The organism is Streptomyces sp. NPDC050504 (genome assembly GCF_044458065.1).
Lineage (GTDB): Bacteria > Actinomycetota > Actinomycetes > Streptomycetales > Streptomycetaceae > Streptomyces.
On the sequence record NZ_JBITHO010000004.1, the window covers coordinates 452,802 to 477,397 of the forward strand.

Below are 24,596 nucleotides of genomic sequence, written 5' to 3' on the forward strand. Positions count from 1 at the left end.
GGCACTCCCCCACCACGGCTCCGAGTGCCGCGCCCCTCACTTGTTCCGTCGCGTCACGAACTCCGCCAGTGCCAACAGGTCCCCCGCGGCCCCCAGATCCGGTACCGCACGCGACAGTTGGTTGACGGCCCGCGACATCCGGTCCGCCGCGCCGGTCTGCGCCCAGTCGCGCCCGCCCGCCCGGTCCACCGCCTCCGCGGCCCGCCGCACCTCGTCGGGGGTGGCCATGGGCCCCCGGTAGAGCGCGGCCAGCTCCTCGGCGGCGGGCGTGCCCGAGCAGAGCGCGGCGACGACCGGCAGCGACTTCTTGTGCGCGGACAGGTCGGCCCCGGCGGGCTTGCCCGTACGGTCGGGGTCGCCCCAGATCCCGATCAGGTCGTCGATCAGCTGGAACGCCAGGCCCGCCTCCCGCCCGAAGGCGTCCATCGCGGCGACCTCCTCCTCCCCGGCCCCCGCGTACAGCGCGCCCAGCGCGCACGCACAGCCCAGCAGCGCCCCGGTCTTGGCCGTCGCCATGACCAGGCACTCCTCCAGGGACACCTCCAGCGGGCCGCGCTCCTCGAAGGAGCAGTCCGCCTGCTGTCCCGCGCACAGCTCGATGACGCAGGCCGCGAGCCGCGCCGACGCGGCGGCCGACGCCGGGTGCGGGTCTTCGGAGAGCAGCCGCAGGGCGAGCGCGAGCATCGCGTCGCCCGCGATGATCGCGTCGGGCGTGCCGAACACGGTCCAGGCGGTGGGGCGGTGTCTGCGGGTCGCGTCCTCGTCGATCACGTCGTCGTGCAGCAGCGTGAAGTTGTGGGCCAGCTCCACGGCGACCGCCGCGCGCACGGCGCCCTTGGGATCGCCGCCGAGCGCCCGCGTCGCGGCCAGCACCAGCGCGGGCCTGATCGCCTTGCCGCCCTGTGCGGCGGCCGGGGTCCCGTCGGGGTGCTCCCAGCCGAAGTGGTACATCGCGACCCGCCGTATCGATCCGGGAAGGGACTCGACGGTGGAGCGCAGCTGTGGGTTGACGGCGGTCCTGGTCCGCTCCAGCAGACCTGCGGCCTCATGTCCCTCGGTCTGTCCCTCGGTGATGGTCACGGTCCCTCCCTCTGTACGCCTGGGGGCCTTCTGTACTCATACCCGCGGGGGCGGCCGAAAGTGGCCGCCCCCGCAAGTCGATTACGTCAGTTCCAGCGCCCGACCTCCACGTTCTCCAACACGCCGAGGGCGTCGGGCACGAGGACGGCGGCCGAGTAGTAGGCCGTCACGAGGTAGGAGATGATCGCCTGCTCGTCGATGCCCATGAAGCGCACGGACAGGCTCGGCTCGATCTCGTCGGGGATGCCGCTCTGCTGGAGGCCGATGACGCCCTGCTCGTCCTCGCCCGTGCGCATGCAGATGATCGAGGTGGTGCGGGCATCGGTCACCGGGATCTTGTTGCACGGGTAGATCGGCACGCCGCGCCAGGTCGGGATGCGGTGGCCGCCGACGTCGACGGTCTCCGGCACGAGCCCGCGCTTGTTGCACTCGCGCCCGAAGGCGGCGATGGCGCGGGGGTGGGCGAGGAAGAGCTTGGATCCGCGCCGCCGCGACAGCAGTTCGTCCATGTCGTCGGGGGTGGGCGCCCCGTTGTGCGGCTGGAGGCGCTGTCCGTAGTCGCAGTTGTTGAGCAGGCCGAACTCCCGGTGGTTGACGAGTTCGTGCTCCTGGCGCTCGCGCAGCGCCTCGACCGTGAGCCGCAACTGCTGCTCGGTCTGGTTCATCGGCTGGTTGTAGAGGTCGGCGACCCTGGTGTGCACCTTCAGGACGGTCTGGGCGACGCTCAGTTCGTACTCGCGGGGTGCGGCGTCGTAGTCGACGAAGGTGTTCGGGACGAGCGCCTCGCCCACGTGGCCGGCCGACAGGTCGATCGCGGCCTCGCCGTAGCTGTTGGTGCGCTGCTCCGGCACGTCCGCCAGTCCGGCGAGGTGGTCGGCGAGTGACGGCGCGCGCTCGGCGAGGTTGAGCACGTCGGCCCTGCTGAGCGTGAGGACCGTGCACGGGGTGACGGCACGCGCGGTGTACTCCCAGGTGGAGTCGGCGTCCAACAGGGCCTGGTCGCCGAGGTACGCGCCGTCGCCGACGACGCCCAGCTCCGTCTCGTCGCCGTAGCGCCCGGCGCCGATCTTCTCCACGCGGCCGTGCGCGAGGAGGATGACGCGGTCCATGGCGTCGCCGGACGCGGCCAGCACCTCGCCCGCCGCGAACTCCCGCTGCTCGCACCTGCGGGCCAGTTCGGTGAGCGCCTCCTCGTCGCCGAAGTCGCGGAGCGCGGGGAGTTCGCCGAGCTCGGCCGGGATGACGGCGACCCGGTCGGCGGTCTGCACGAAGGTGACGCGGCCGTCTCCGACCGAGTAGCTCAACCTGCGGTTGACGCGGTAGGTGCCGCCCTGCACCTGCACCCACGGAAGCGCGCGCAGCAGCCACCGGGAGGTGATCTCCTGCATCTGGGGTGCGGACTTGGTGGTCGTCGCGAGGTTCCGCGCCGCCGCTGTGCCCAGGGACTGCTGCGGCGTTTCCTGCTCTGCGCGGGCCTCTTCACCTACGGACATGCTGTACGTCCTCTCGATCTTCGGCAGAACTGCCCGAGGAACATTTCCAGCACGCAGAGTGGGTGCGCCATTACACAAATGAGTGGGACTAGATCACCGCCGAATGGGGCACATTAAACTTGCATTTTGGATGCAACTTACATAGCGTGAAGGCATGCGGTTGACGAGCTTCACCGACCTGGCCCTCCGCGTCCTGATGCGCCTCGCCGTCACGGAGGGTGAAGACCTACCGACCACTCGGGATGTCGCCTCGACCATGTGTGTTTCGTACACACACACCACCAAGGTCGTGGCCCGCCTCCAGCACCTCGGCCTCGTCGAGGCCCGCAGGGGGCGCGGCGGCGGACTCGCGCTCACCGACGCGGGACGCACCGCCCCCGTCGGCGGGATCGTCCGCGAACTGGAGGGCCCCGGCGACGTCGTCGAATGCGAGGGCGCCACCCCCTGCCCGCTGCGCTCGGCCTGCCGGCTGCGGGGCGCCCTGCGCGAGGCCCAGGAGGCGTTCTACGCGGCCCTGGACGCACACACCGTCACCGAGCTCGTCGCCGACCCCACCCGGACGCTGCTGCTCGACATCGGCAGCGGCCCGCCGCCTCGAACCACGCCCTGAGGAGTCCCGTTGCTGTCCGAACAGTCGACCGAGACCGTCCGCGCCACGCTCCCCGCCGTCGGAGCCGCCATCGGCGAGATCACCGAACTCTTCTACGCAAAGCTGTTCGCCGCCCACCCGGAACTGCTGCGCGACCTCTTCAACCGGGGCAACCAGGCCGCCGGGACCCAGAAGCAGGCCCTCGCGGGCTCCATAGCGGCCTTCGCCACGCACCTCGTGGAGCGGCCCGACACCCGCCCCGACGTGATGCTGAGCCGCATCGCGCACAAGCACGCCTCCCTGGGCGTCACCGAAGGCCAGTACAAGGTCGTCCACCAGCACCTGTTCGCCGCGATCGGCGAAGTGCTCGGCGACGCCGTCACGCCCGAGGTCGCCCAGGCGTGGGACGAGGTCTACTGGCTGATGGCCAACGCCCTGGTCGCACTGGAGGCCAGGCTCTACGCCGAGCGCGGCGTCCTGCTCGGCGACACCTGGCGCGACTGGGAGGTCGTCGGCCGCACCGAGGAGACCCCCGACGTCGCCACCTTCCGGATCCGGCCCGCCGACGGCGCCGCAGCCCCCTCCTTCAAGCCCGGACAGTACGTCTCCGTACAGGTCGAGCTCCCCGACGGGGCCCGGCAGATCCGCCAGTACAGCCTCTCCAGCGCGCCCGGCTCCCCCGTCCGCGCCTTCTCCGTGAAGCGCGTCGCGGACGGCGAGGTCTCCCGGCACCTGCACGCACAGGTCCACGAGGGCGCGCGGATCCGGGTCTCCGCGCCGTACGGCGACCTGGTCCTCGACGGCACCGACGCGCCCCTGCTGCTGGCGTCGGCGGGCATCGGCGTGACGCCCATGATCTCGATGCTGGAGCACCTGGCCGCCACGGGACGCACCGCACCGGTCACCGTCGTGCACGGCGACCGCTCCCCCGCCGACCACCCGCTGCGCGCCGAGCACGCCTCGCTCACCGGCAAGCTGCCCGGCGGCACCGCGCACTTCTGGTACGAGCAGCCAGGCCCCCGGCCCACCGGCGGTCGCACGGGCCTGGTCGACCTGTCCGACGTGGAGATCGCCCCCGGCACGCACGCGTACCTCTGCGGCCCGCTGCCCTTCATGCGCTCCGTACGCGCTCAGCTGCTCGCCAAGGGCGTGGCGGCCGCCGACGTCCACTACGAGGTGTTCGGACCCGACCTGTGGCTGGCGGAGACCGCCTGACAGTCCGACACCCGGCCACCCGGCAGTCCGACGCCCGAAGAGCCTGGCAGTCCGACGCCCGAAGAGTCCGGCGGCCCGGCGCGTCACCCGTCCGGCCTTCCCCGGATGCCCGCCGCGCCCCGCGCTGATGGGCTCGACGGCGATGACCACCACCCCGGAGGCACCGCCGCGAGGGCCGCTCGCACCACCCGTCGAGAACCGCGCCCGGCGCTGGCTGCACGCGCTGGGCGCGGTCGCCGGGCGGATCGGGCGCGCCCCCTTCACGGCGCTCCTGGTGGCCGCCCTCTGGATCACCGGCGCGGCCACCGGCAGCCTCGGCAACGGCCCGTCGGACGGCCTGCTGGAGCAGATCGGCACCGGAGTGCCCGCGCTCGCCGACGGACGCTGGTGGACCCCGCTCAGCGCCCTGCTGTGGTGCCCCGGGCTCGGCGCCTACCTCGGCGCCACGTTCCTGCTCCTGCTGCTCGTCCCGCCCGCCGAACAGCGCGTCGGCACGGCCCGTACCGCCGCCGTCTTCCTGGCGGGACAGCTCGTGGGCACCCTCGCGGGCCTGGCCCTCGTCAGGCTCGGCGAACTGGCGGGCGAGGACTGGCTGGCCCTGCTGGCCTCCGACCTGACCGCCACGCCCAGCGTCGGGGCCATCGCCGTCGGCGGATTCCTCAGCTTCCGGCTCACCGCCCTGTGGCGGCGCAGACTGCGCCTGCTGCTGCTCGCGTTCCCGCTGGTCTTCACGCTGTACGTGGGCCACCTCCAGGACGTGCTGCGGCTCACCGGCGCCCTCGCGGGCCTCGCCTTCGGCCTCGTCGCCCACCGCGGGACTTCTGGGGCGCGGCTCCGCCCCGTCCACTCCTCGCACACCGAGCGGCGCGTCCTGGTCGCGCTGGTGGTCGCCGCGTCCGCCGTCGGACCGGCGATCGGGGCGCTGTACCAGGAGGCGTACGGCCCCTTCTCGATCCTCCAGGAGCTGTACGTCTCCGAAGGCCCCGACTCCTCGGAGATCGCGGCCGCCTGCGCCGAGTCCGCCGAGGAGTGCAACCGCTACCAGGCACTGGACCACTACTACTCGGGCCCCGCCCTTCTGATGGGCGTCGTCGTGCCCCTGCTGTTCCTGGTACTCGCCGAAGGGCTGCGGCGCGGACTGCGCCCCGCCTGGCGGACCGCGGTCGCCGCGCAGCTCGGGCTGCTCGCCCTGATGGCGTACCTCCTCGCGGACTACGCGTCGAACCCCGGCGACTACCGGGTCGACGGCGCCGCCACGTCCGACGTCGTCCAGGCGCTGGCCGAGCAGATGCTGCTGCCCCTGGTCGTGCTGCTGGTGCTGCTCGGCTCCCGGCGCCACTTCGAGCTGCGGCTGCCGTCCGCGACGGTGACCTCCCTGGCGGGGGTGATCAGCGGGGCCCTGCTGCTGGCGTGCGCGGCCTACACGGGCATCGGCTACGCCGTACGGGAGCAGTTCGACGGTTCCCCGTCGTTCCCCGGGCTGGTCGCGGGACTGCCCGCACAGTTCCTGCCCGCCGTGTACGAGGAGCTGTTCTTCGACCCGCCCGTCCCGGTCGGCGCCACGGCCCGCGCCCTGCACGAGTACTGCGGCCTGCTGTTCTGGGCCGTCACCCTGGCCGCGCTGTTCGTCGCCTTCCGCCGCCCCCGGCTGCGCAACGACGACCGGGCGGCCGAGCGCGCCCGCGCCCTGCTCACCGCACAGGGCGGCGGCACCCTCTCGTACCTGACCACCTGGCAGGGCAAACACTACTGGTTCTCCGCCGACGGCACGGCGGCCGTCGCCTACCGCGTGCACTCCACCGTCGCGCTCACCACCGGCGACCCGTTCGGCGCCCCGGGAGCCCGCGCCGACGCCGTCGAAGGGTTCGCCCGCCACTGCGACGCGCGGGGCTGGACGCCCTGCTTCTACAGCGTCACGGAGGCCACCCGGGAGCGCGGTGAGGCGCTCGGCTGGCAGTCCGTGCAGGTCGCGGAGGACACCCTGGTCCCGCTCCCCGAGCTGGCCTTCACGGGCAAGAAGTGGCAGGACGTCCGTACGGCGCTGAACAAGGCGAAGAAGGAGGGCATCACCGCCGAGTGGTACGCCTTCCCCGACATGCCCATCGACCTGGCGGACCAGATCCGCTCGATCTCCGAGGAGTGGGTCGCCGACAAGGGCCTGCCCGAGATGGGCTTCACGCTCGGCGGCCTGGACGAGCTCGACGACCCCCGGGTGCGCTGCCTGGTCGCCGTCGGGGACGACCGCACGGTGCACGGCGTCACGAGCTGGATGCCGGTGTACGGCGGAGGAGGGGACGGCGGAACGGCCGGCTGGACGCTGGACTTCATGCGGCGCCGTTCGGACGGCTTCAAGGGCTCCATGGAGTTCCTGATCGCCTCCGCCGCGCTGGGCTTCAAGGAGGAGGGCGCGCGGTTCCTGAGCCTGTCGGGCGCCCCGCTGGCGCGCGTCGGGCCCGACGGGCGGTCCGCGGCCCTCCAGCGTCTCCTGGACTGGGCGGGCGGCGCCCTGGAGCCGGTCTACGGATTCCGGTCGCTGCTCAACTTCAAGGCGAAGTTCCAGCCGCAGTACCGCCCGATGTACATGACGTACCCGGACGCGGCCGCGCTGCCCGCGATCACCAGGGCGATCGGCAAGGCCTACCTGCCGCACATGTCCGCGTCCCAGGCCGTGCGCCTGATGCGCAGGCTGTCGGCCTGAGCGCACGGCGGGAGGGGCGTCCCGGCGCCCCACCTGTGGTCCCCGCCGGTGGTCCGGACGGCACCTGACCGAATCGGCTCGCACAGCGCTCGTACGGCGTTCGAAGGACATGGCCGCGAATCGGACTTCCGGTACAAGCTGCGTACGGCACCACCCACATCCACCACGAGGAGGCGGCCATGGCCCCACCCATGTCCGCGGGCAGTTTCCTGGAGATCCTGCGCGACGAAGGACTGTCCGTCGTGCAGGTCGGCGACTGGCGCACGCACAACCGCAACCACAAAGGTCCGTGGGGCCCCGTCAACGGCGTGATGATCCACCACACCGTCACCAGGGGCACCGCGAACACCGTCCGCATCTGCCGGGACGGCTTCCCCTCGCTTCCCGGCCCCCTCTGTCACGGCGTGATCGCCAAGGACGGAACGGTCCACCTGGTCGGCTACGGCCGCGCCAACCACGCCGGTCTCGGCGACGACGACGTGCTGCGCGCCGTCATCGCCGAAAAGCGGCTTCCGCCGGACAACGCGGCCAACACCGACGGGAACCAGCACTTCTACGGTTTCGAGTGCGAGAACCTCGGCGACGGCGAGGACCCCTGGCCCGAGGAGCAGCTCGAAGCCATCGAGAAGGTGGCGGCCGCGATCTGCCGCCACCACGGCTGGACGGAACGCTCGGTCATCGGCCACCGGGAGTGGCAGCCGGGGAAGGTCGATCCGCGCGGCTTCACCATGGACTCCATGCGGCAGCGCGTCCGGGACCGCCTGAAGTGACAATGGCGGGGTGACTCCCCGTGACCCCTCGCCCGTGCCCGGCCCCGGGACAGACCCCGGCGCCGGTCCCGGCTCCCGTACCGGCCCCGGCGCGGACCCCGGCGAAGCGTCCGTCCTGCGCCCCCGGCTCCCTTCGCCGCTCCGGGCGGTGGCGGACGAACGCTTCGCCCGGCACGGCGTACGGCTGCTCCTCAAGCGCGACGACCTGATCCACCCCGCGCTGCCCGGCAACAAGTGGCGCAAGCTCCATCTGAACCTCAGGGAGGCGGACGGCCGCCCGGTCGTCACGTTCGGCGGCGCGTACTCCAACCATCTGCGCGCGACGGCCGCGGCGGGCCGGCTGCTCGGGTTCCCGACCGTGGGGATCGTGCGCGGCGACGAACTGGCCGGCCGGCCGCTCAACCCGTCCCTCGCACAGTGCGCGGCCGACGGGATGCGGCTGCTGTTCGTGGACCGTACGACGTACCGGGCGAAGAAGGACCCCGCCGTCCTGTCCGCGCTCCTGGACAGGGCGACCGCCGCGCTGTCGGACCGCCAGGACCCGCGTACCGCCCCGCCCTCCGCGCTCCCCTATGTCGTGCCGGAGGGCGGCAGCAACCCCCTCGCGGTCCGCGGCTGCCTCGCCCTCGGACACGAACTGGAGGGCGAGGCGGACGTGGTCGCCGTCGCCTGCGGAACGGGCGGCACCCTCGCGGGGCTCGCCGCCGGACTGTCGGAAGGGCAGCGCGCGCTCGGCGTACCCGTACTGAAGGGCGGTTTCCTCACCGAGGAGATACGCGCCCTCCAGCGCGAAGCCCTCGGCTCCCCCACGGACAACTGGTCCCTGGACGAGCGCTTCCACTGCGGCGGCTACGCCCGTACGACTCCCGGGCTCACCGCCTTCGCCGACGACTTCGAGGCCCGCCACCACCTGCCCGTGGAGCGGGTGTACGTCGCCAAGCTGCTGTACGCCCTGCTCTCCCTCACCGAGGAGGGCGCCTTCCCGCCCGGCACCCGCCTCGCCGCCGTGGTGACCGGTCAGCCGGAGCCGTCCTCCCGGTAGGCGGCCGCCTCCTCCAGGTCCAGCCTGCGCAGCAGCGTGCGCAGCATCTCGTCGTCGATCCGCCGCGCGTCCCGCAACTGCACGAAGACCTCGCGCTCGGCCTCGATGACCTCCCTGGCCAGCCGCCGGTACGTGTCGTCGGCGGACTCCCCGGTCACGTCGTTGACCGCGCCGAGGCGCTCCCAGACGGCGTTGCGCCGCCGCTCCAGGACCGTGCGCAGCCGGTCGGCCAGCGGGGCGGGCAGGGCGTTGCGCTCGTCCGCGAGCAGCGCCTCCAGACGGGCTTCGGCGGCGGCGGACGCCTCGCTCTGCGCCTGGGCCTCGGCCAGCGTCTCCTGGTGCGCGTCGCGCAGGCCGGGCAGGTCGAGGCGGTTCACCAGCACCGGCAGGGTCAGTCCCTGGATCACCAGCGTGCCGATGACGGTCGTGAAGGTCAGGAAGAGCACCAGGTTGCGCGCGGGGAAGGGGGCGCCGCCCTCCACGGTCATGGGGATGGAGAAGGCGATCGCCAGGGACACCACTCCGCGCATCCCGGCCCAGGACACGATCAGCGGCCCCCGCCAGTCCCTGCTCTCCGCGTCCCTCTCGCGTCCCCTGATGCGTGCGGACAGGACCCTGGGGAGGAAGGTCGCGGGGAAGACCCAGACGAACCGCACGGCGACCACGACCAGGAAGAGCACGACCGCGTACCAGCAGGCCCGCGCGCCCTCGTACTCCCCGAGCCCCTTCAGTACGAAGGGCAGCTGGAGGCCGATCAGGGCGAAGACCGCCGACTCCAGCACGAAGGCGACCATCTTCCAGACCGCCGCCTCCTGGAGCCGCGTCGCGAAGTCGACCTGCCAGGACCTGTGGCCCAGGTACAGGGCGACCACGACGACGGCGAGCACTCCCGAGGCGTGGAACCGTTCGGCCGCCGCGTAGGCGACGAAGGGGATCAGCAGGGAGAGGGTGTTCTGGAGCAGCGCCTCCTTGAGGTGCGTGCGCAGCCAGTGCAGCGGCACCATCAGCAGCAGTCCGACCGCGATCCCGCCCACCGATGCGACCAGGAACTCCTCGATCCCGCCCGACCAGCTCAGCCCTTCGCCCACGGCGGCGGCGAGCACCACCTTGTAGGCGGTGATGGCGGTGGCGTCGTTCACCAGCGACTCGCCCTGGAGGATCGTCGTCACGCGCGAGGGCAGCCCGACCTTGCGGGCGACGGCCGCCGCGGTCACCGCGTCCGGCGGGGCGATCACGGCGCCCAGCACCAGGGCGGCGGTGAGCGGCAGACCGGGGATGATCCGGTACGCGAGCCAGCCGACCGCGAACGTCGCGAACAGGGTGTAACCGACGGAGAGCAGCGCGACGGGCCGCCAGTTCGCCCTCAGGTCCAGGTACGAGGAGTCGACGGCGGCCGTGTAGAGCAGGGGCGGCAGCAGCAGCGGCAGCACGATGTGCGCGTCCAGCGTGTAGTCCGGCACCCCCGGCACGTACGAGGCGATCAGCCCGGCCGCCACCAGCAGCAGCGGCGCCGGCACCGGTGTCCTGCGGGCCGCGCCCGCGATCGCGGCGCTCCCCGCCACCAGTGCCACCAGCGGCAGTGCGTCCATCCCGCTCCCCGTTCTCCGTGCTCACCGGGCCCGTCGGGGCCCTCTCCGACGTAACCTGGCAATCATGAGCGAGTGTCCGCACGCGGCCGAACTGCCGCGCCCCGAGCCCGCCCCGCTGACCGACACCTGTCCGGAGTGTCTGACGGCCGGAAGCCACCCCGTGCAGCTGCGGCTGTGTCTGGAGTGCGGGCACGTCGGCTGTTGCGACTCCTCGCCCTTCCAGCACGCGACCGGGCACTTCAAGGAGACCGGTCACGCGGTGATGCGGAGCTTCGAGCCGGGTCAGAGCTGGCGCTGGTGTTTCGTGGACGGTTCGATCGTCTGAGGGCTGGGTACGTCAACCCTCCGCCGGGACTTCACAATTGGGCCTCGCAGACCCCTAGCCACTGTGCGTACTCATATGCTTACCATGAGTGACAGTGCCGGGTGGGGGTGCCGTCGGCCCCCCTACGGCTCTGAGCGACACAGCACCATGGATCGCGATAGCGTCACCGGCGACTACGTATTCACGTACGTGTTCACTGTGTACCGCATGGCATCGGGCCCCCCTTTCCCGGTGCCCCGAAAGAGCTTGTGCCACCTTGGAGGTGAGGGTGTCCCAGATCGCAGGCGAGCCCGGTAATCAGGACTTCGTGGAGGTCCGGCTGCCCGCTGCGGGTGCCTACCTGTCGGTGCTGCGTACGGCCACGGCCGGTCTCGCGGCGCGCTTGGACTTCACCCTCGACGAGATCGAGGACCTTCGCATCGCGGTGGACGAGGCGTGCGCGATCCTGTTGCAGCAGGCCGTTCCCGGCTCGGTCCTGAGCTGCGTGTTCCGCCTCGTCGACGACTCGCTGGAGGTCACGGTCTCGGCGCCGACGACCGACGGCCGCGCTCCCGAGCGCGACACCTTCGCCTGGACGGTGCTCTCGGCGCTGGCCGGGAAGGTCGACTCGACCGTCGCGGACGACCGGACGGTCAGCATCAGCCTGTACAAACAGCGCGGCGCGGGACCCGGGCCGGCGTGAGGGACGGGGACGGTCCGGTGCGGGACGAGAAGCGGTTTGCGCCGGTGAGCATCCCGGAGCAGCAGGCCAGGCCGCACCCTGTCGACGGCGCGGACGGCATGGTCGGTACGAGCGGGACGGGCGGCCGGAGCGGCCCGGAGCGCATCGAGGTCAAGAGCGGCGTGAACGGTGTGAACGGCGCGGACGGCGTGAACAGCGCGCATGGCGTGAATGGCGCGGACGGCATGGACGGCGTGGACGGCCTATTGGACGCGGCGGAGCAGGCGGCCCATATGAGCGAGCACCAGCAGCACCACGATCCACACGACCGCAGCGGGGCGCGGGCGATGTTCGTCGAGCTGAGCAAGCTGCCCGACGGCTCGCCCGAGCACGCGGAGCTCCGCAACCAGCTGGTACGGATGCACCTGCCCCTGGTCGAGCACCTGGCGCGGCGCTTCCGCAACCGGGGCGAGCCGCTCGACGATCTGACGCAGGTCGCGACGATCGGCCTGATCAAGTCGGTGGACCGGTTCGACCCCGAGCGGGGCGTGGAGTTCTCGACCTACGCGACGCCGACCGTCGTCGGCGAGATCAAGCGGCACTTCCGGGACAAGGGCTGGGCGGTCCGGGTGCCGCGGCGCCTCCAGGAGCTGCGGCTCGCGCTGACCTCCGCCACGGCGGAGCTGTCGCAGCAGCACGGGCGGTCGCCGACCGTGCACGAGCTGGCCGAGCGGCTGGGGATCTCCGAGGAGGAGGTCCTGGAGGGGCTGGAGTCCGCCAACGCGTACTCGACGCTGTCCCTGGACGTGCCCGACACGGACGACGAGTCGCCCGCCGTCGCGGACACGCTGGGCGCGGAGGACGAGGCCCTGGAGGGGGTGGAGTACCGGGAGTCGCTGAAGCCGCTGCTGGAGGATCTGCCGCCGCGGGAGAAGCGGATCCTGTTGCTGCGGTTCTTCGGGAACATGACGCAGTCGCAGATCGCGCAGGAGGTCGGGATCTCGCAGATGCACGTGTCTCGGCTGTTGGCGCGGACGCTTGCGCAGCTTCGGGAGAAGTTGCTCGTGGAGGAGTAGGCCCCCTTCGGGGGCGGTTCTCCTCTCGGGGCGCCCGATCCCCGGGGCGGGTGTTTTTCGCCTGCGGCGGGCCTGGCCCCTCCCCGCCCCTTCCCGAAACCCTGCCGGGGGCTGGGTCCGCTTCGCGGGGTGGGTGGGTGGGTGGGTGGGGCGGGTGGCGAGCCCGCTCGGGGTGGGTGGGTTCGTTGCGCGTGTGCCTCACCCTCGCGCAGTTCCCCGCGCCCCTAACGGGGCACGCCCCGTGCTCGCGCTCACGCGGCGGAGCCGCGCATCGGACACGGCCCCGCGCCCCCGGAGGGTTACGCGTTCGGGGTTCTGGCGCGGATTCCCAGTGCTTCCGTCGTCTCCGCGTTCAGGAGGAACGCCAGGGCCGTCACCGCCGTGACCGCCAGGACGATGCCCGTGGGGATCAGGAGGTCGGAGCCCGAGCGCAGCAGGGTCCAGGCCACCGGCATCGCCATGATCTGGGTGATCAGCGCCGGCCCCCTGCTCCAGCTGCGCAGCTTCAGCAGGCCGCGCGCCGCCAGCAGCGGGATCACCGCCAGGGCGATCAGCGTCAGGCCGCCCATCTCCGCCTGCTCCGGCTTGTCGGGGCTGCCCAGGAGGCCCATCAGCAGCATGTACCCGCCGCCGACGAGCAGCGCCGCGCCCTCCAGGCCCGCCAGCGCGGCCGCGCCCGTGACCCGGTTGGGGCGGGCGGGGGCTTCGTCGGAAGTGGTCGGTGCGGTGCTCTCGGTCTCGTCAGTGCTCACCCTCCCAGGCTAGCCGTCCGTAACCCGGACCGGGTCTGGGCCCGGTACCCCCCGGTAGGTACCCTGTCGACCATGCGCGCACTTCTCGTGGTCAACCCGGCAGCAACCACCACCAGTGCTCGTACACGTGACGTACTGATCCACGCACTCGCCAGCGAGATGAAGCTGGACACCGTCACCACGGAGTACCGCGGCCACGCCCGCGACCTCGGCCGCCGGGCCGCCGAGTCCAAGGACGTGGAGCTGGTCGTCGCCCTCGGCGGCGACGGCACCGTGAACGAGGTCGTGAACGGCCTCCTGCACAACGGCCCCGACGTGGAGAACCTGCCGCGGCTCGCGGTCGTGCCCGGCGGGTCGACCAATGTGTTCGCCCGTGCGCTCGGACTGCCGAACGACGCCGTCGAGGCGACCGGGGCCATTCTGGATGCGCTGAGTAACGGCAGCGAGCGGACCGTCAGCCTGGGTCTCACTTCGGGCACCAGGGGCACGGACGACGAGAGCGTTCCCTCGCGCTGGTTCACTTTCTGCGCGGGCTTCGGATTCGACGCCGGAGTGATCGGCAGGGTCGAACAGCAGCGCGAGCGCGGAAAGAAGTCCACGCACGCCCTCTACGTGCGCCAGGTGGTCCGGCAATTCCTTGAGGAACCGCACCGCAGACACGGCCAGATCTCTCTGGTGCGGCCGGGCGAGGACCCGGTGACGGACCTCGTGCTGTCCATAGTCTGCAACACCTCCCCCTGGACCTACCTGGGCAATCGCCCGCTCTACGCCTCCCCCGAGGCGTCCTTCGAGACCGCTCTGGACGTCCTCGGACTGAGCAAGCTCTCGACGCCCGCGGTGGCTCGATACGCGACGCAAATGCTGACGTCGACCCCCGAGCGGGGCCCGCACGGAAAGCACGCGGTGTCGCTGCACGACCTCACCGAGTTCACCTTGCAATCAAAGGTCCCGCTGCCCTTCCAGATGGACGGTGACCACCTCGGGCTGCGCACGAGCGTGACGTTCACAGGCGTACGCCGTGCACTGCGTGTGATTGTGTGAGTGGAAGGGCCCAAAGTCCTTTATCTCGAACGTACGGACTGGCATCCACCCCATGGAAGTACGGCTGTGACCTAGCCGACACCGAGGAATCAAAAAAAACTTTCCAGAAGGGGTTGTATCCGCCGCCGAGGTTTGCGAATCTCTACATGGCGATCGGGACGGCCCGCAAGACCGGCCTCCACTGAGAGCCAGAACCCCCTCCCCATTCAAGGACCACACCAGTGCAACTGGGAGTCGGCCCTTCCCTTGCGGGGGGATTCGTGAAAGCGTTCACATTCACAAGCAATCCAATAGCAACACCTAGGAGATGGAGCAGCCATGGACTGGCGTCACAACGCCGTTTGCCGCGAGGAAGACCCCGAGCTCTTCTTCCCCATCGGCAACACCGGTCCTGCGCTGCTGCAGATCGAGGAAGCCAAGGCCGTCTGCCGTCGCTGCCCCGTCATGGAGCAGTGTCTGCAGTGGGCGCTTGAGTCCGGCCAGGACTCCGGCGTCTGGGGTGGCCTCAGCGAGGACGAGCGCCGCGCGATGAAGCGCCGCGCCGCTCGCAACCGGGCGCGCAACGCCAGCGCCTGATCGACGCCCCCCGCAACAGCCCGTGGCAGGCGGCGCGTACATAGCGTGCGCATCCCCCCGCCCCTCGCCGCAGCGCGCAGTACCCCCGATGCGCAGAGCAACGTGAGCTTTGAGCCCCGGACCGCACCATGGTCCGGGGCTCGCCGCTTTTCCGATGGCGCCCGGCGCCGCTTCCCGGCGGTGCCCGGAGTCCGGACGATGCCGCCGGATCCGTGCGCGAGCGCTACTTCTGCGGTCGTACGGGGACGTCCAGGACCACCCTGGTGCCACCGGCCGCACCCGGCAGCATGTCGAAGCTGCCGCCCAACTCCCCTTCCACCAGGGTCCGTACGATCTGTAGACCAAGGTTGCCCGCCGTGTGCGGGTCGAAACCCTCGGGCAGGCCCCTGCCGTCGTCCTGAACGGTGATCAGCAGCCGGGCGGCGCGGTCCTCCCCCACCGGGCGCGCGCCCCGTACCGCCGAGACCTCCACCGTGCCGCCCTGCTCGGACGGGCCGAAGGCGTGCTCCAGGGCGTTCTGGAGGATCTCCGTGAGCACCATCGACAGCGGGGTGGCCACCTCCGCGTCGAGGATGCCGAAGCGGCCCGTACGGCGGCAGTTGACCTTGCCGGGGGAGATCTCCGCGACCATCGCGATGACCCGGTCGGCGATCTCGTCGAACTCCACGCGCTCGTCGAGGTTCTGCGACAGCGTCTCGTGCACGATCGCGATCGAACCGACGCGCCGCACCGCCTCGTTGAGGGCTTCCCTGCCCTGTGCGGAGTCCATCCGGCGGGACTGGAGGCGCAACAGGGCCGCGACCGTCTGGAGGTTGTTCTTCACCCGGTGGTGGATCTCCCGGATGGTGGCGTCCTTGGTGATCAACTCGCGCTCGCGGCGGCGCAGTTCGGTGACGTCCCTGAGCAGGACCAGGGAGCCGATGTGGGCGCCCTTGGGCTTGAGCGGGATCGTGCGGAGCTGGATGACCCCGCCGTTGCCCTCGACCTCGGTCTCGCGGGGCGCGTAGCCGCTGGCGATCTTGGCCAGGGCCTCGTCCACCGGCCCCCTGGACGGGGCGAGTTCGGCGGTGACCTGGCCGAGCGGGTGCCCGACGAGGTCCATGGCGAGGCCGAGGCGGTGGTAGGCGGAGAGGGCGTTGGGCGACGCGTACTGGACGACGCCCTCCGCGTCGAGCCTGATCAGTCCGTCGCCGGCGCGCGGGGACGCGTCCATGTCGACCTGCTGGCCGGGGAAGGGGAACGATCCCGCGGCGATCATCTGGGCCAGGTCGGACGCCGACTGGAGGTAGGTCAGTTCGAGGCGGGAGGGGGTGCGGACGGTGAGGAGGTTGGTGTTGCGGGCGATGACGCCGAGCACCCGGCCCTCCCTGCGCACGGGGATGGACTCGACCCGTACGGGCACCTCCTCGCGCCACTCCGGGTCGCCCTCGCGCACGATCCGGCCCTCGTCGAGCGCGGCGTCGAGCAGCGGGCGGCGGCCGCGCGGGACGAGGTGGCCGACCATGTCGTCCTGGTAGGAGGTGGGGCCCGTGTTGGGCCGCATCTGGGCGACCGAGACGTAGCGGGTCCCGTCGAGGGTGGGGACCCACAGGACGAGGTCGGCGAAGGACAGGTCGGAGAGCAGCTGCCACTCCGAGACCAGCAGGTGGAGCCATTCGAGGTCGGACTCGCTCAGGGCGGTGTGCTGGCGTACGAGGTCGTTCATGGAGGGCACGTGTGCGAGCGTACCCCGGGCGCCGTTGGGGCGATGCGACGGAAATTGGGGGCTGCACATGGATGGACATCCGAGAATGGTCTAGTCCACAATGCTGGTATTGAGCCTCCGCCCTCCCCGCACAGGAGGGTGGAACGAGGACCCGGCGCTCTCTGCCCTGACCGCGTCGGAGCCTCCCAACGGCCGGAGGACCGCACACCCCCGGCCGAGCATCTCCGGGCTGCGGTGCCGGGCGGGCTGAGGGTCCCGCCCCGGCGCCGCGGCCCGCGGGTCTTTCCCGGCGCCTTCGCCGGTACGGGACTCAGCGCGGCCAGGCCGCCGTCGCCACGTCCACCAGCGCCTCCAGCTCCTCGCGCGTCGCCCCGTCGCGGGCCTGCTGCGACATGCCCTGGAGCACCGCGCCCGCGAACCTCGCCAGCGCCGCGGGGTCCGCGTCGGCCGGGAGGTGGCCGGCCGCCTGGTCGGCGGCGATCCGGGACGTGAAGGAGCGGATGTTGCCGTTGCGCCGCTCGCGCAGGGCCTCGACGACCTCGGGGGTCGTGCAGTTGATCCCGGCGCTGATCATCAGGCAGCCGCGCGGATGTCCGTCGCCGGTGAACTCGGCGGCCGTCTCGCGGAGCATCCTGGCCAGCCCCTCGCGGGCCGTGGGCTCCTCGTCGAGGGCCCGGACGCTGAAGGCCGCGTACGTCCGCGCGTAGTGCCCCATCACCTCGGCGAACAGGGCCTTCTTGTCGCCGAACGCCGCGTAGAGGCTGGGGGCGCCGATGCCCATCACCCTGGTCAGGTCGGCCACCGACGTCGTCTCGTAACCGTGCTCCCAGAACGCGAGCGTCGCCTGTTCCAGTGCCGCCTCCCGGTCGAAGGAGCGGGGGCGGCCGCGCTGTTTCGTAGCCATGAGGCAATTCTATAGCGGCCGCTAGATTATGTGTTACGTTCTTTCTGTAACGACCACTAGAGAAGTGAGGGGGGCGTGGCCATGGGCGCGCTCAAGGGGAAGCTCGCGGGAAAGACGGCGCTGGTCACGGGCGGCAGCCGGGGCATCGGGCGGGGCATAGCCGAGCGGCTCGGCCGGGACGGGGCGCGGGTCGCCGTGCACTACGGCAGCAACGAGGCCGCCGCCAAGGAGACGGTCGCGGCGATCGAGGCGGCGGGCGGCGAGGCGTTCGCGATCGGCCAGGAGCTGGGCGTGCCGGGGGACGCGGCGGCGCTGTGGGCCGCGTTCGACGCGCACGCCGACGGGGTGGACGTCCTGGTGAACAACGCGGGGATCGGCACGTCGCAGCCGTTCGGCTCGACCGAGGAGGCGGAGTACGACCGGCTGTTCGCGGTGAACACCAAGGCGCCGTACTTCCTGGCGCAGCTGGGGGCCGAGCGGCTGCGGGACGGCGGGCGGATCGTCAACATCTCGACCGGCCTCTCGCACGCCGCGATGATGCCCGAGCTGACGACGTACGCGATGACCAAGGGCGCGCTGGACGTGTTCACCAAGTACCTGGCGAAGGTGCTCGGTTCGCGCGGGATCACCGTGAACGCGGTCGCCCCCGGCATCATCGACACGGACGTCAACGCGAGTTGGCTGCGCGCGAGCGACGAGGCGTGGGCGGGGGCCGCCGCGTTCTCCGCGCTCGGGCGGGTCGGCGAGCCCGGGGACGTCGCGGACGTGGTGGCGTTCCTGGCGTCGCACGAGGGGCGCTGGGTGACCGGGCAGTGGATCGACGCGACGGGCGGGTCGCTGCCGTAGCGGGGGCGGGGCGGCGGAGCGGGGGGCGTGGCGGAACGGGGGGTGCGGCGCCGTACGGTTCCGTACGCGAGGGCGCGTCCCTGCCTCCGAATGGCGGTATCGGCGCGCGTGGTGCGGGCGCCCACGGTCGACCATGGGATACGGCGAAACCGCCAGTGCGGGCGCCCCATTCTGCTAGATTGGTCTATACCACCGACGTCCACTTCAGAACGGCAGGCCCAGCGTGGAAGTTGTCATCGTCCCGGACGCCAAGGCGGGTGGCGAGCTCATCGCCGAGACCATGGCGGAACTGCTCAGGCGCAAGCCCGACGCCCTGCTGGGCGTGGCCACCGGCTCGACCCCGCTTCCCATCTACGAGGCGCTGGCCGCGAAGGTCTCCGCCGGGGCCGTGGACGCGTCGCGCGCCCGCATCTGCCAGCTCGACGAGTACGTGGGCCTGCCGGCCGGTCACCCCGAGTCGTACCGCTCCGTCGTGCTGCGCGAGGTCGTGCGGCCGCTGGGGCTGTCCGAGGAGTCCTTCATGGGCCCCGACGGCACGGCCGAGGACGTCCAGGCGGCGTGCGAGGCGTACGACCGGGCGCTGACCGAGGCGGGCGGCGTGGACCTCCAGCTGCTCGGGATCGGCACGGACGGGCACATCGGCTTCAACGAGCCGGTCTCCTCGCTCGCGTCCCGTACGCGCATCAAGACGCTGACGCAGCAGACGATCGACGACAACGCGCGGTTCTTCGACGGGGACACCGCGCAGGTGCCCCGCCACGTGATCACGCAGGGGATCGGGACGATCCTGGAGGCGCGGCACCTCGTGCTGCTCGCCACGGGCGAGGGCAAGGCGGACGCGGTGGCGGCGACCGTGGAGGGGCCGCTGGCGGCGGTCGTCCCGGCGTCGGCGCTCCAGCTGCACGCGCACGCGACGGTGGTGGTGGACGAGGCCGCCGCGTCGAAGCTGAAGCTGACGGAGTACTACCGGCACACGTACGTGAACAAGCCCCTGTGGCAGGGGCTGTAGTCCTCGCGGAGGACGTGGTTACGGGCCGCCCCGGGAGCGTTTCGCTCCCTGGGGCGGCCCGTCGCTTTGTGCGGTGCGGTGCGTGCGTGCGTGCGTGCGCGTGGCGCGGGTACGTGGGCCGCTGCGCGGGGCCAGTCCCCTACCCGCCCCTTCCCGAAACCCTCCGGGGGCCCTGCGGGGCGGTGGGCACGTTGCGCGCGTGCCCCACTCTCGCGCAGTTCCCCGCGCCCCTGACGGGGCGCGACCCCGGGCTCGCGCTCACGCGGCGGAGCCGCACATCGGACACAGCCCCGCGCCCCTATCGGGGCGCGGCGGGGTGGGGTGGGGCGGGGTGAGGTGGTGTCTGCCTAAGGCGAAGGGCGGGTGCGGCGGCCCACCCGGCCGCGCCCGCCCTTCTGCTCGCGTCCCCCGGACGCTACGCGCCCGCCAGGGCCTCAGCCGCGGCCCTGCCGCAGACCCGTGCCGCGCCGCGCGTCGCGATGTGCGCCGCGCCGCGCGGGGGCGCCTGGTCGAGGCCCATCTCGACCACGACCGTGTCCGGGCGGGCCGCCAGGAGCGCGTCCAGCGCGGCGCCCATCCAGGGGTGCCGGTGCTCGTCGCGGACGACCGCGACGATCCGCCGGTCCCCCGCAGCGGCCAGCACGGCGGCGGGATCCGTCTCCGCGGTGTACGCCGCCGTCTCCGTGCCCGGCACCAGCTGCGCCAGCTCCGCGCCGACGCCCCACGGCGTCTCGTCGCCGACCGCGATGTTCGCGACCGGGGTGAACGCCGCCACGTGCGCGGGCCCCGTCAGCGGCACGAGCGCGCCGGTCACGCGGACCGCGCGCCTGGCCGCGACCAGGCCGACCTCGTGGCCGGGCGCGGTCCCCTCCTGTGGCTCCGCGCCCGGCCCCGACGACACCCCCCTGGTCCACTCGGCGAGTCCGCGCACCCGCGCGGCCGCCTCGGCCAGTCGTGCCTCGGGCAGTTCTCCGCTCCGTACCGCACCGACCAGCGCGTCGCGCAGCCGCAGCACGGTGTCCTCGTCGGCGAGGCCGCCGCCGACGCAGATCGCGTCGGCGCCCGCGGCGATGGCCAGGACGGAGCCGCGCTCGATGCCGTACACGGCGGAGATGGCCTGCATCTCCATGCCGTCCGTGACGATCAGGCCGTCGTAGCCCAGTTCCTCGCGGAGCAGTCCGGTGAGGATCTGGGGGCTGAGCGTCGCGGGCCGGTTCGGGTCGAGCGCAGGCAGCAGGATATGCGCACTCATGACCGATTTGGAACCCGCGGCGATCGCCGCCCTGAAAGGCACCAGCTCACGGGCGTGGAGTGTGTCCAGGTCCACATCGATGCGGGGCATCGCGTGGTGCGAGTCCACCGCCGTGTCGCCGTGCCCGGGGAAGTGCTTGGTGCACGCCGCGACGCCCGCCGCCTGCATGCCCTCGATGTACGCGGCGGTGTGCCTGGCCACCAGCTCCGTGTCGGCGCCGAAGGAGCGCACGCCGATGACCGGGTTGCCGGGGTTGGAGTTGACGTCCGCCGACGGCGCCCAGTTGAGGTTCACGCCGCACGCGGCGAGGCGGCGGCCCAGCTCGTGGGCGACGGCCCGGGTCAGCTCGACGTCGTCGACCGAGCCGAGCGCGAAGTTGCCGGGGAAGGACGAACCGCCCTGCACCTCCAGGCGCGTGACGTCGCCGCCCTCCTCGTCGATCGCGACCAGGACGTCGTCGTTCTCGGCCCGCAGCCGGGCCGTGAGGGCGGCCAGCTGCTCGGGGGAGGCGATGTTGCGCCCGAAGAGTCCCACGGACGACAGTCCCTCGCCGATGCGGCGCAGCAGCCAGTCGGGGGCCGTGGTGCCGACGAAGCCCGGCTGGAGGACGGTGAGGGCGTCACGGGTGAGGGTGTCCGATGAGCCACGTACGAGAGTCGTCATGTGCGGTGTTATCCCTTCACTGCGCCGTCGGTGAGCCCCGAGACCGCCTTGCGCTGGAGGAAGACGAAGAGGATCAGGATCGGGACCGCGAAGAGCGAGGAGGCGGCCATGGTGGCGCCCCAGTCGTCGCCGAACGCCGTCTGGAACTTCGACAGCCACAGCGGCAGGGTCTGGGTCTCCGCCTGCTTGTTGAGGATGAGCACCATCGGGAACTCGTTCCAGGCCGTGATGAAGCCGAAGAGCGAGGTGGACATCAGGCCCGGCGCGAGCAGGGGCAGGATGACCTTGCGGAACGCCTGCATGCGGGTGCAGCCGTCGACCATCGCGGACTCCTCCAGCTCCTTGGGCACGGCGGCGACGAAGCCGCGGAGCGTGAGGAGGGTGAAGGGCAGGATCATCACCATGTAGAAGAGGGTCAGCGGGATCAGGCTGTTGAGCATGTCCGCGTCGCGCACGATGAAGTAGATCGCGATGACCATGACTTCCCAGGGCGCCATCTGCGCCACCATGAAGCCGATGATGAAGCCGCGGCGGCCCTTGAAGCGCATCCGGGCCAGGGCGAAGGAGCCGGCCAGGGCGAGGACCAGGGAGAACGTCACCGCGAGGAGCGTGACGGTCAGCGAGTTGGTGACGAGCGTCCAGAAGTTCTCGGCCTCGACCGCCGTCTTGAAGTGCTCGAACGTGATGTTCGTCGGGATCCAGACCGGATCCTCGGAGACGATGTCCGGGGTCGGCTTGAAGGCCGTGGCGAACATCCAGTAGACGGGGAAGACGAAGCCGATGGTGAGCAGGACGGCCGTTACGTTGGGCCAGACGCGGCCGAGCGTGGTGCGCTTCACAGCTCGTCCTCCTCTTGCTTGAGAACGATCCTGAGGTAGTACGCGGTCATGCCGAGCAGGATCAGGATGGTGAGGATGGAGATGGCGGAACCCATGCCGTAGTGCTGGTTGCCGACGCCCTCGATGAAGGCGTAGACGGGCAGGATCTCGGTGAGCCGGTTCGGGCCGCCCGCGTTGATCGCGTACACCTGGGCGAACGCCTTGAAGACCCAGATCACTTCGAGGAACGTCGTCGCGAAGAGGAAGGGCTTCAGGAAGGGCATCGTCACCGAGGTGAAGCTCTTCCAGGCGCTGGCGCCGTCGAGCGACGCGGCCTCGTAGAGCTCCTTGGGGATCGTGGTGGTCGCCGCGTAGAGGTTGATCGCCACGAAGGGGATCGACTGCCAGACGATCAGCACCGTGATCACGAAGAAGGTGGAGAACTGGCCGCCGGTCCAGTTGTAGTCGGCCATCCCGTGGAAGCCGAGCTTGTCCAGCACCCAGTTGACGACGCCGAAGCGCTGTGCGAACAGCCACTGGTAGACGGTGGTGGAGGCGATGACGGGCATCGCCCACGCGAGGACCAGCCCGATCAGCAGGGTGATCCGCATCCGCTTGCCGAGGCGGGCGAGCAGCAGGCCGATGAGGGTGCCGAGGACCATAATCAGCACGACGTTGGCCGCGGTGAAGAGGATCGAGCGGCCGGTGACCCGCCAGAAGTCCTCGTTGCCGAGGATCTCCTTGTAGTTGTCGACGCCGTTCCACTCGGTGAGGTGCTGGATCAGCTGCCTCATGTTGAGGTTCTGGAACGAGAGCAGGATGTTCTTGACCAGCGGCCAGCCCATGAAGATCAGGACGGCGCCGACCGGGGGCAGCAGCAGGAGGTAAGGAGCGAGGGCTCCTACTCTGCGCCGCGCTTTGGGTTCGGCCGGTGCGGGGCCGGCCCCCTTCACAACGTCCGACGGGCCGGAGGGCGGCCGTTCGGTCTGCACGGTCATGCGCTCGCCATCTCTTCCTAGGCACTACGGGGCACAACTTGCCGCCGGGGCCGGACTCCCCCCTAGGGTCCGGCCCCGGCAGGGCGTGGTTACTGCTTCTGCGAGAGGCGCTTGTTGAGCTCGCCCTCGACCTGCTTGGCGGCGTCCGCGTGCGACTTGCCGTTGAGCACGGCCGTCATGTAGGTCGTGATGGGGTTCGGCGGGTTCTCCACCGCGGCCCACTCGGGAATCAGCGGGGTGGTGCCACCGAACTTGGCGGCCGGAGCGGCGGCCTCGGCCACGGCGTTGCCCGTGAGGTTGCTGTTCAGCGACTCCTTGTTGGGGATGACGCCGTTCAGCTTGGCGAGCTGGCCCTCGTACTTGTCGGAGAGCGCGAGCTTCAGGAACTCCTTGGCGAGCTCCTGCTTCTTGCTGCCCTCGGCGACGGCGAGGTTGGAGCCGCCGAGGAAGACGCCCTCGGGCTTGTCCGCGGTCTCGCCCGGGATGGTGAAGTAACCGAGGTCCTTCTCCAGCTTCGGGTTGGCCTTGATCGCGGTCGCGGCCTCCCAGCCCATGGCGATCATGGCGCCGGTCTTGCCCTTGGAGAAGACGTCGGCCTGCTGCGGCGTGGCCTCGTTCTTGTCCTTGGGGGCGTTGGAGTACGACTGGTACTTCTTGTAGATCTCCATCGCCTCACCGATCTTCGGGTCGGAGAGGTTGGAGACCCACTTGTCGCCGTCCTTCTTGACGAGCTCCGCACCCTTGCCGATGGTGAGGCCGTCGAAGAAGTACCAGTTCTGGCCGGGCATGTAGACCGGCTCCTTGCCCTTCGCCTTGATCTTGTCGAAGGCGGCGAAGAGGTCGGCGCGGGTCTTGGGGATGTCCTTGATGCCCGCCTCGGCGAAGATCGCCTTGTTGTAGACGACGACGCGGTTGGCGAACCACCACGGGGCCGCGTACTGCTTGCCGTCGACGACCGTGGCCTTGTTGAAGTTCTCGGCCCAGTCGGCGCCGACGCCCTTCTTGAGGTCACTGAGGTCCGCGAGGCCACCGGTCTTGGCGTAGGCGGGGGTCTGCGTGTTGCCGATCTCGAAGACGTCCGGCGGGTTCTCCTCGGAGAGGGCGGTCGTCAGCTTCTGCTGGATGCCGTCCCAGACCTGCGTCTCGAACTTGACCTTGGCGCCGGTCTTCTTCTCGAACTCGGCGGTGAGGTCCTTCTGCCACTGGTCCGGCGTGGAGCCGTCCATCGTCCAGACGGTGAGGGTCTGGCCCTTGAAGCCGTCGGCACCCGACTTCTTCTTGTCGCCGCCGTCGTCGTCCGAACCACACGCGGCCAGGCCGATCATCATGCCCGCGACACCGATCGCCGCGATGAGCTTGCGCTTCACGCCACCCTCCTCAGGATGCCTGCAACCCCGCCCACCGCGAAGACACACGAGAGGTACTGCCTGTGGGACTGGGACCTGGTCTTTAATGGTTTAGACCAGTACCCGGAGCTTGGCCTAGACCTTTAGG

22 protein-coding genes are annotated in these 24,596 nt (G+C 71.1%); 12 read left to right on the forward strand and 10 right to left on the reverse strand.

Annotated features, from left to right (window positions below):
- Window positions 1-36: 36 nt before the first annotated feature.
- Together ACIBNE_RS17300 and ACIBNE_RS17305 are read right to left on the reverse strand one after the other, a co-directional pair.
- Complete coding sequence (locus ACIBNE_RS17300) at window positions 37-1,080, reverse strand: family 2 encapsulin nanocompartment cargo protein polyprenyl transferase (protein WP_399272276.1); 1,044 nt, start codon at window positions 1,078-1,080, stop codon at window positions 37-39.
- A gap of 86 nt (window positions 1,081-1,166) precedes the next feature.
- Window positions 1,167-2,573, reverse strand: coding sequence for a family 2B encapsulin nanocompartment shell protein (locus ACIBNE_RS17305; RefSeq protein ID WP_399272278.1), 1,407 nt, complete (start codon window positions 2,571-2,573; stop codon window positions 1,167-1,169).
- A 154-nt stretch (window positions 2,574-2,727) separates the two neighbouring features.
- Here ACIBNE_RS17305 and ACIBNE_RS17310 point away from each other — a divergent pair, with 154 nt between their 5' ends.
- From ACIBNE_RS17310 to ACIBNE_RS17330, 5 genes are all read left to right on the forward strand, one after another.
- Window positions 2,728-3,183, forward strand: coding sequence for an RrF2 family transcriptional regulator (locus ACIBNE_RS17310; protein ID WP_399272280.1), 456 nt, complete (start codon window positions 2,728-2,730; stop codon window positions 3,181-3,183).
- Between the two features lie 9 nt (window positions 3,184-3,192).
- Entirely contained in the window at window positions 3,193-4,377 is a 1,185-nt protein-coding gene (locus tag ACIBNE_RS17315; protein ID WP_399272281.1) for a globin domain-containing protein, read from the forward strand.
- Window positions 4,378-4,519: 142 nt separating this feature from the next.
- Window positions 4,520-7,075: a bifunctional lysylphosphatidylglycerol flippase/synthetase MprF gene (locus ACIBNE_RS17320; RefSeq protein WP_399272282.1), complete on the forward strand. Its 2,556-nt coding sequence runs from the start codon at window positions 4,520-4,522 to the stop codon at window positions 7,073-7,075.
- Between the two features lie 179 nt (window positions 7,076-7,254).
- Window positions 7,255-7,845: an N-acetylmuramoyl-L-alanine amidase gene (locus tag ACIBNE_RS17325; RefSeq protein WP_399272284.1), complete on the forward strand. Its 591-nt coding sequence runs from the start codon at window positions 7,255-7,257 to the stop codon at window positions 7,843-7,845.
- Between the two features lie 115 nt (window positions 7,846-7,960).
- The gene (locus ACIBNE_RS17330) at window positions 7,961-8,887 is read left to right on the forward strand and encodes a 1-aminocyclopropane-1-carboxylate deaminase/D-cysteine desulfhydrase (RefSeq protein ID WP_399272955.1); all 927 of its coding nucleotides are present in this window, start codon (window positions 7,961-7,963) and stop codon (window positions 8,885-8,887) included.
- On the opposite strand, the gene ACIBNE_RS17335 is transcribed toward ACIBNE_RS17330, so the two are convergent.
- A complete protein-coding gene (locus tag ACIBNE_RS17335) occupies window positions 8,863-10,476 on the reverse strand; it encodes a Na+/H+ antiporter (protein WP_399272286.1) in 1,614 nt (537 codons plus the stop codon). The two genes, ACIBNE_RS17330 and ACIBNE_RS17335, sit on opposite strands and share 25 nt — an antisense overlap.
- Window positions 10,477-10,540: 64 nt before the next feature.
- Between ACIBNE_RS17335 and ACIBNE_RS17340 the strand changes: the two genes are divergently transcribed.
- The 3 genes from ACIBNE_RS17340 (at window position 10,541) to ACIBNE_RS17350 (ending at window position 12,538) form a co-directional block, all read left to right on the forward strand.
- A complete protein-coding gene (locus ACIBNE_RS17340; protein WP_399272288.1) occupies window positions 10,541-10,801 on the forward strand; it encodes a UBP-type zinc finger domain-containing protein in 261 nt (86 codons plus the stop codon).
- Between the two features lie 268 nt (window positions 10,802-11,069).
- Window positions 11,070-11,483, forward strand: coding sequence for an anti-sigma regulatory factor (locus tag ACIBNE_RS17345; protein WP_003966375.1), 414 nt, complete (start codon window positions 11,070-11,072; stop codon window positions 11,481-11,483).
- Window positions 11,484-11,500: 17 nt separating this feature from the next.
- On the forward strand, window positions 11,501-12,538 hold the full coding sequence (locus tag ACIBNE_RS17350; RefSeq protein WP_399272957.1) for an RNA polymerase sigma factor SigF: 1,038 nt from the start codon (window positions 11,501-11,503) through the stop codon (window positions 12,536-12,538).
- A gap of 299 nt (window positions 12,539-12,837) precedes the next feature.
- Here the strand turns inward: ACIBNE_RS17350 and ACIBNE_RS17355 are convergent, their stop codons facing one another.
- Window positions 12,838-13,290, reverse strand: a complete 453-nt coding sequence (locus tag ACIBNE_RS17355; protein ID WP_399272291.1) for a hypothetical protein — start codon at window positions 13,288-13,290, stop codon at window positions 12,838-12,840.
- Between the two features lie 72 nt (window positions 13,291-13,362).
- Between ACIBNE_RS17355 and ACIBNE_RS17360 the strand changes: the two genes are divergently transcribed.
- Window positions 13,363-14,331, forward strand: coding sequence for a diacylglycerol/lipid kinase family protein (locus tag ACIBNE_RS17360; RefSeq protein ID WP_399272292.1), 969 nt, complete (start codon window positions 13,363-13,365; stop codon window positions 14,329-14,331).
- 318 nt (window positions 14,332-14,649) lie between these two features.
- Entirely contained in the window at window positions 14,650-14,907 is a 258-nt protein-coding gene (locus tag ACIBNE_RS17365; RefSeq protein WP_003953983.1) for a WhiB family transcriptional regulator, read from the forward strand.
- Between the two features lie 223 nt (window positions 14,908-15,130).
- Here the strand turns inward: ACIBNE_RS17365 and ACIBNE_RS17370 are convergent, their stop codons facing one another.
- Complete coding sequence (locus ACIBNE_RS17370; protein ID WP_399272959.1) at window positions 15,131-16,612, reverse strand: histidine kinase N-terminal domain-containing protein; 1,482 nt, start codon at window positions 16,610-16,612, stop codon at window positions 15,131-15,133.
- A gap of 310 nt (window positions 16,613-16,922) precedes the next feature.
- Window positions 16,923-17,516: a TetR/AcrR family transcriptional regulator gene (locus ACIBNE_RS17375; protein ID WP_399272294.1), complete on the reverse strand. Its 594-nt coding sequence runs from the start codon at window positions 17,514-17,516 to the stop codon at window positions 16,923-16,925.
- 81 nt (window positions 17,517-17,597) lie between these two features.
- Between ACIBNE_RS17375 and ACIBNE_RS17380 the strand changes: the two genes are divergently transcribed.
- Both ACIBNE_RS17380 and nagB read left to right on the forward strand, forming a co-directional pair.
- Complete coding sequence (locus tag ACIBNE_RS17380; protein ID WP_399272296.1) at window positions 17,598-18,362, forward strand: SDR family oxidoreductase; 765 nt, start codon at window positions 17,598-17,600, stop codon at window positions 18,360-18,362.
- A gap of 223 nt (window positions 18,363-18,585) precedes the next feature.
- On the forward strand, window positions 18,586-19,371 hold the full coding sequence (gene nagB, locus ACIBNE_RS17385; RefSeq protein WP_399272298.1) for a glucosamine-6-phosphate deaminase: 786 nt from the start codon (window positions 18,586-18,588) through the stop codon (window positions 19,369-19,371).
- Between the two features lie 415 nt (window positions 19,372-19,786).
- Here nagB and ACIBNE_RS17390 read toward each other — a convergent pair whose 3' ends face one another.
- The 4 genes from ACIBNE_RS17390 to ACIBNE_RS17405 form a co-directional block, all read right to left on the reverse strand.
- Window positions 19,787-21,286 carry a glycoside hydrolase family 3 protein gene (locus ACIBNE_RS17390; RefSeq protein WP_399272300.1) on the reverse strand — a complete coding sequence of 500 codons (1,500 nt, stop codon included), beginning with the start codon at window positions 21,284-21,286 and terminating at the stop codon, window positions 19,787-19,789.
- Window positions 21,287-21,294: 8 nt separating this feature from the next.
- The gene (locus ACIBNE_RS17395) at window positions 21,295-22,125 is read right to left on the reverse strand and encodes a carbohydrate ABC transporter permease (protein ID WP_399272302.1); all 831 of its coding nucleotides are present in this window, start codon (window positions 22,123-22,125) and stop codon (window positions 21,295-21,297) included.
- Window positions 22,122-23,102 carry a carbohydrate ABC transporter permease gene (locus ACIBNE_RS17400; RefSeq protein ID WP_399272304.1) on the reverse strand — a complete coding sequence of 327 codons (981 nt, stop codon included), beginning with the start codon at window positions 23,100-23,102 and terminating at the stop codon, window positions 22,122-22,124. The genes ACIBNE_RS17395 and ACIBNE_RS17400 overlap by 4 nt, the downstream gene beginning before the upstream one ends.
- An 89-nt stretch (window positions 23,103-23,191) precedes the next feature.
- Window positions 23,192-24,469 (reverse strand): extracellular solute-binding protein, encoded by a 1,278-nt coding sequence (locus tag ACIBNE_RS17405; protein ID WP_399272306.1) that lies wholly within the window; start codon window positions 24,467-24,469, stop codon window positions 23,192-23,194.
- Window positions 24,470-24,596: the final 127 nt, after the last annotated feature.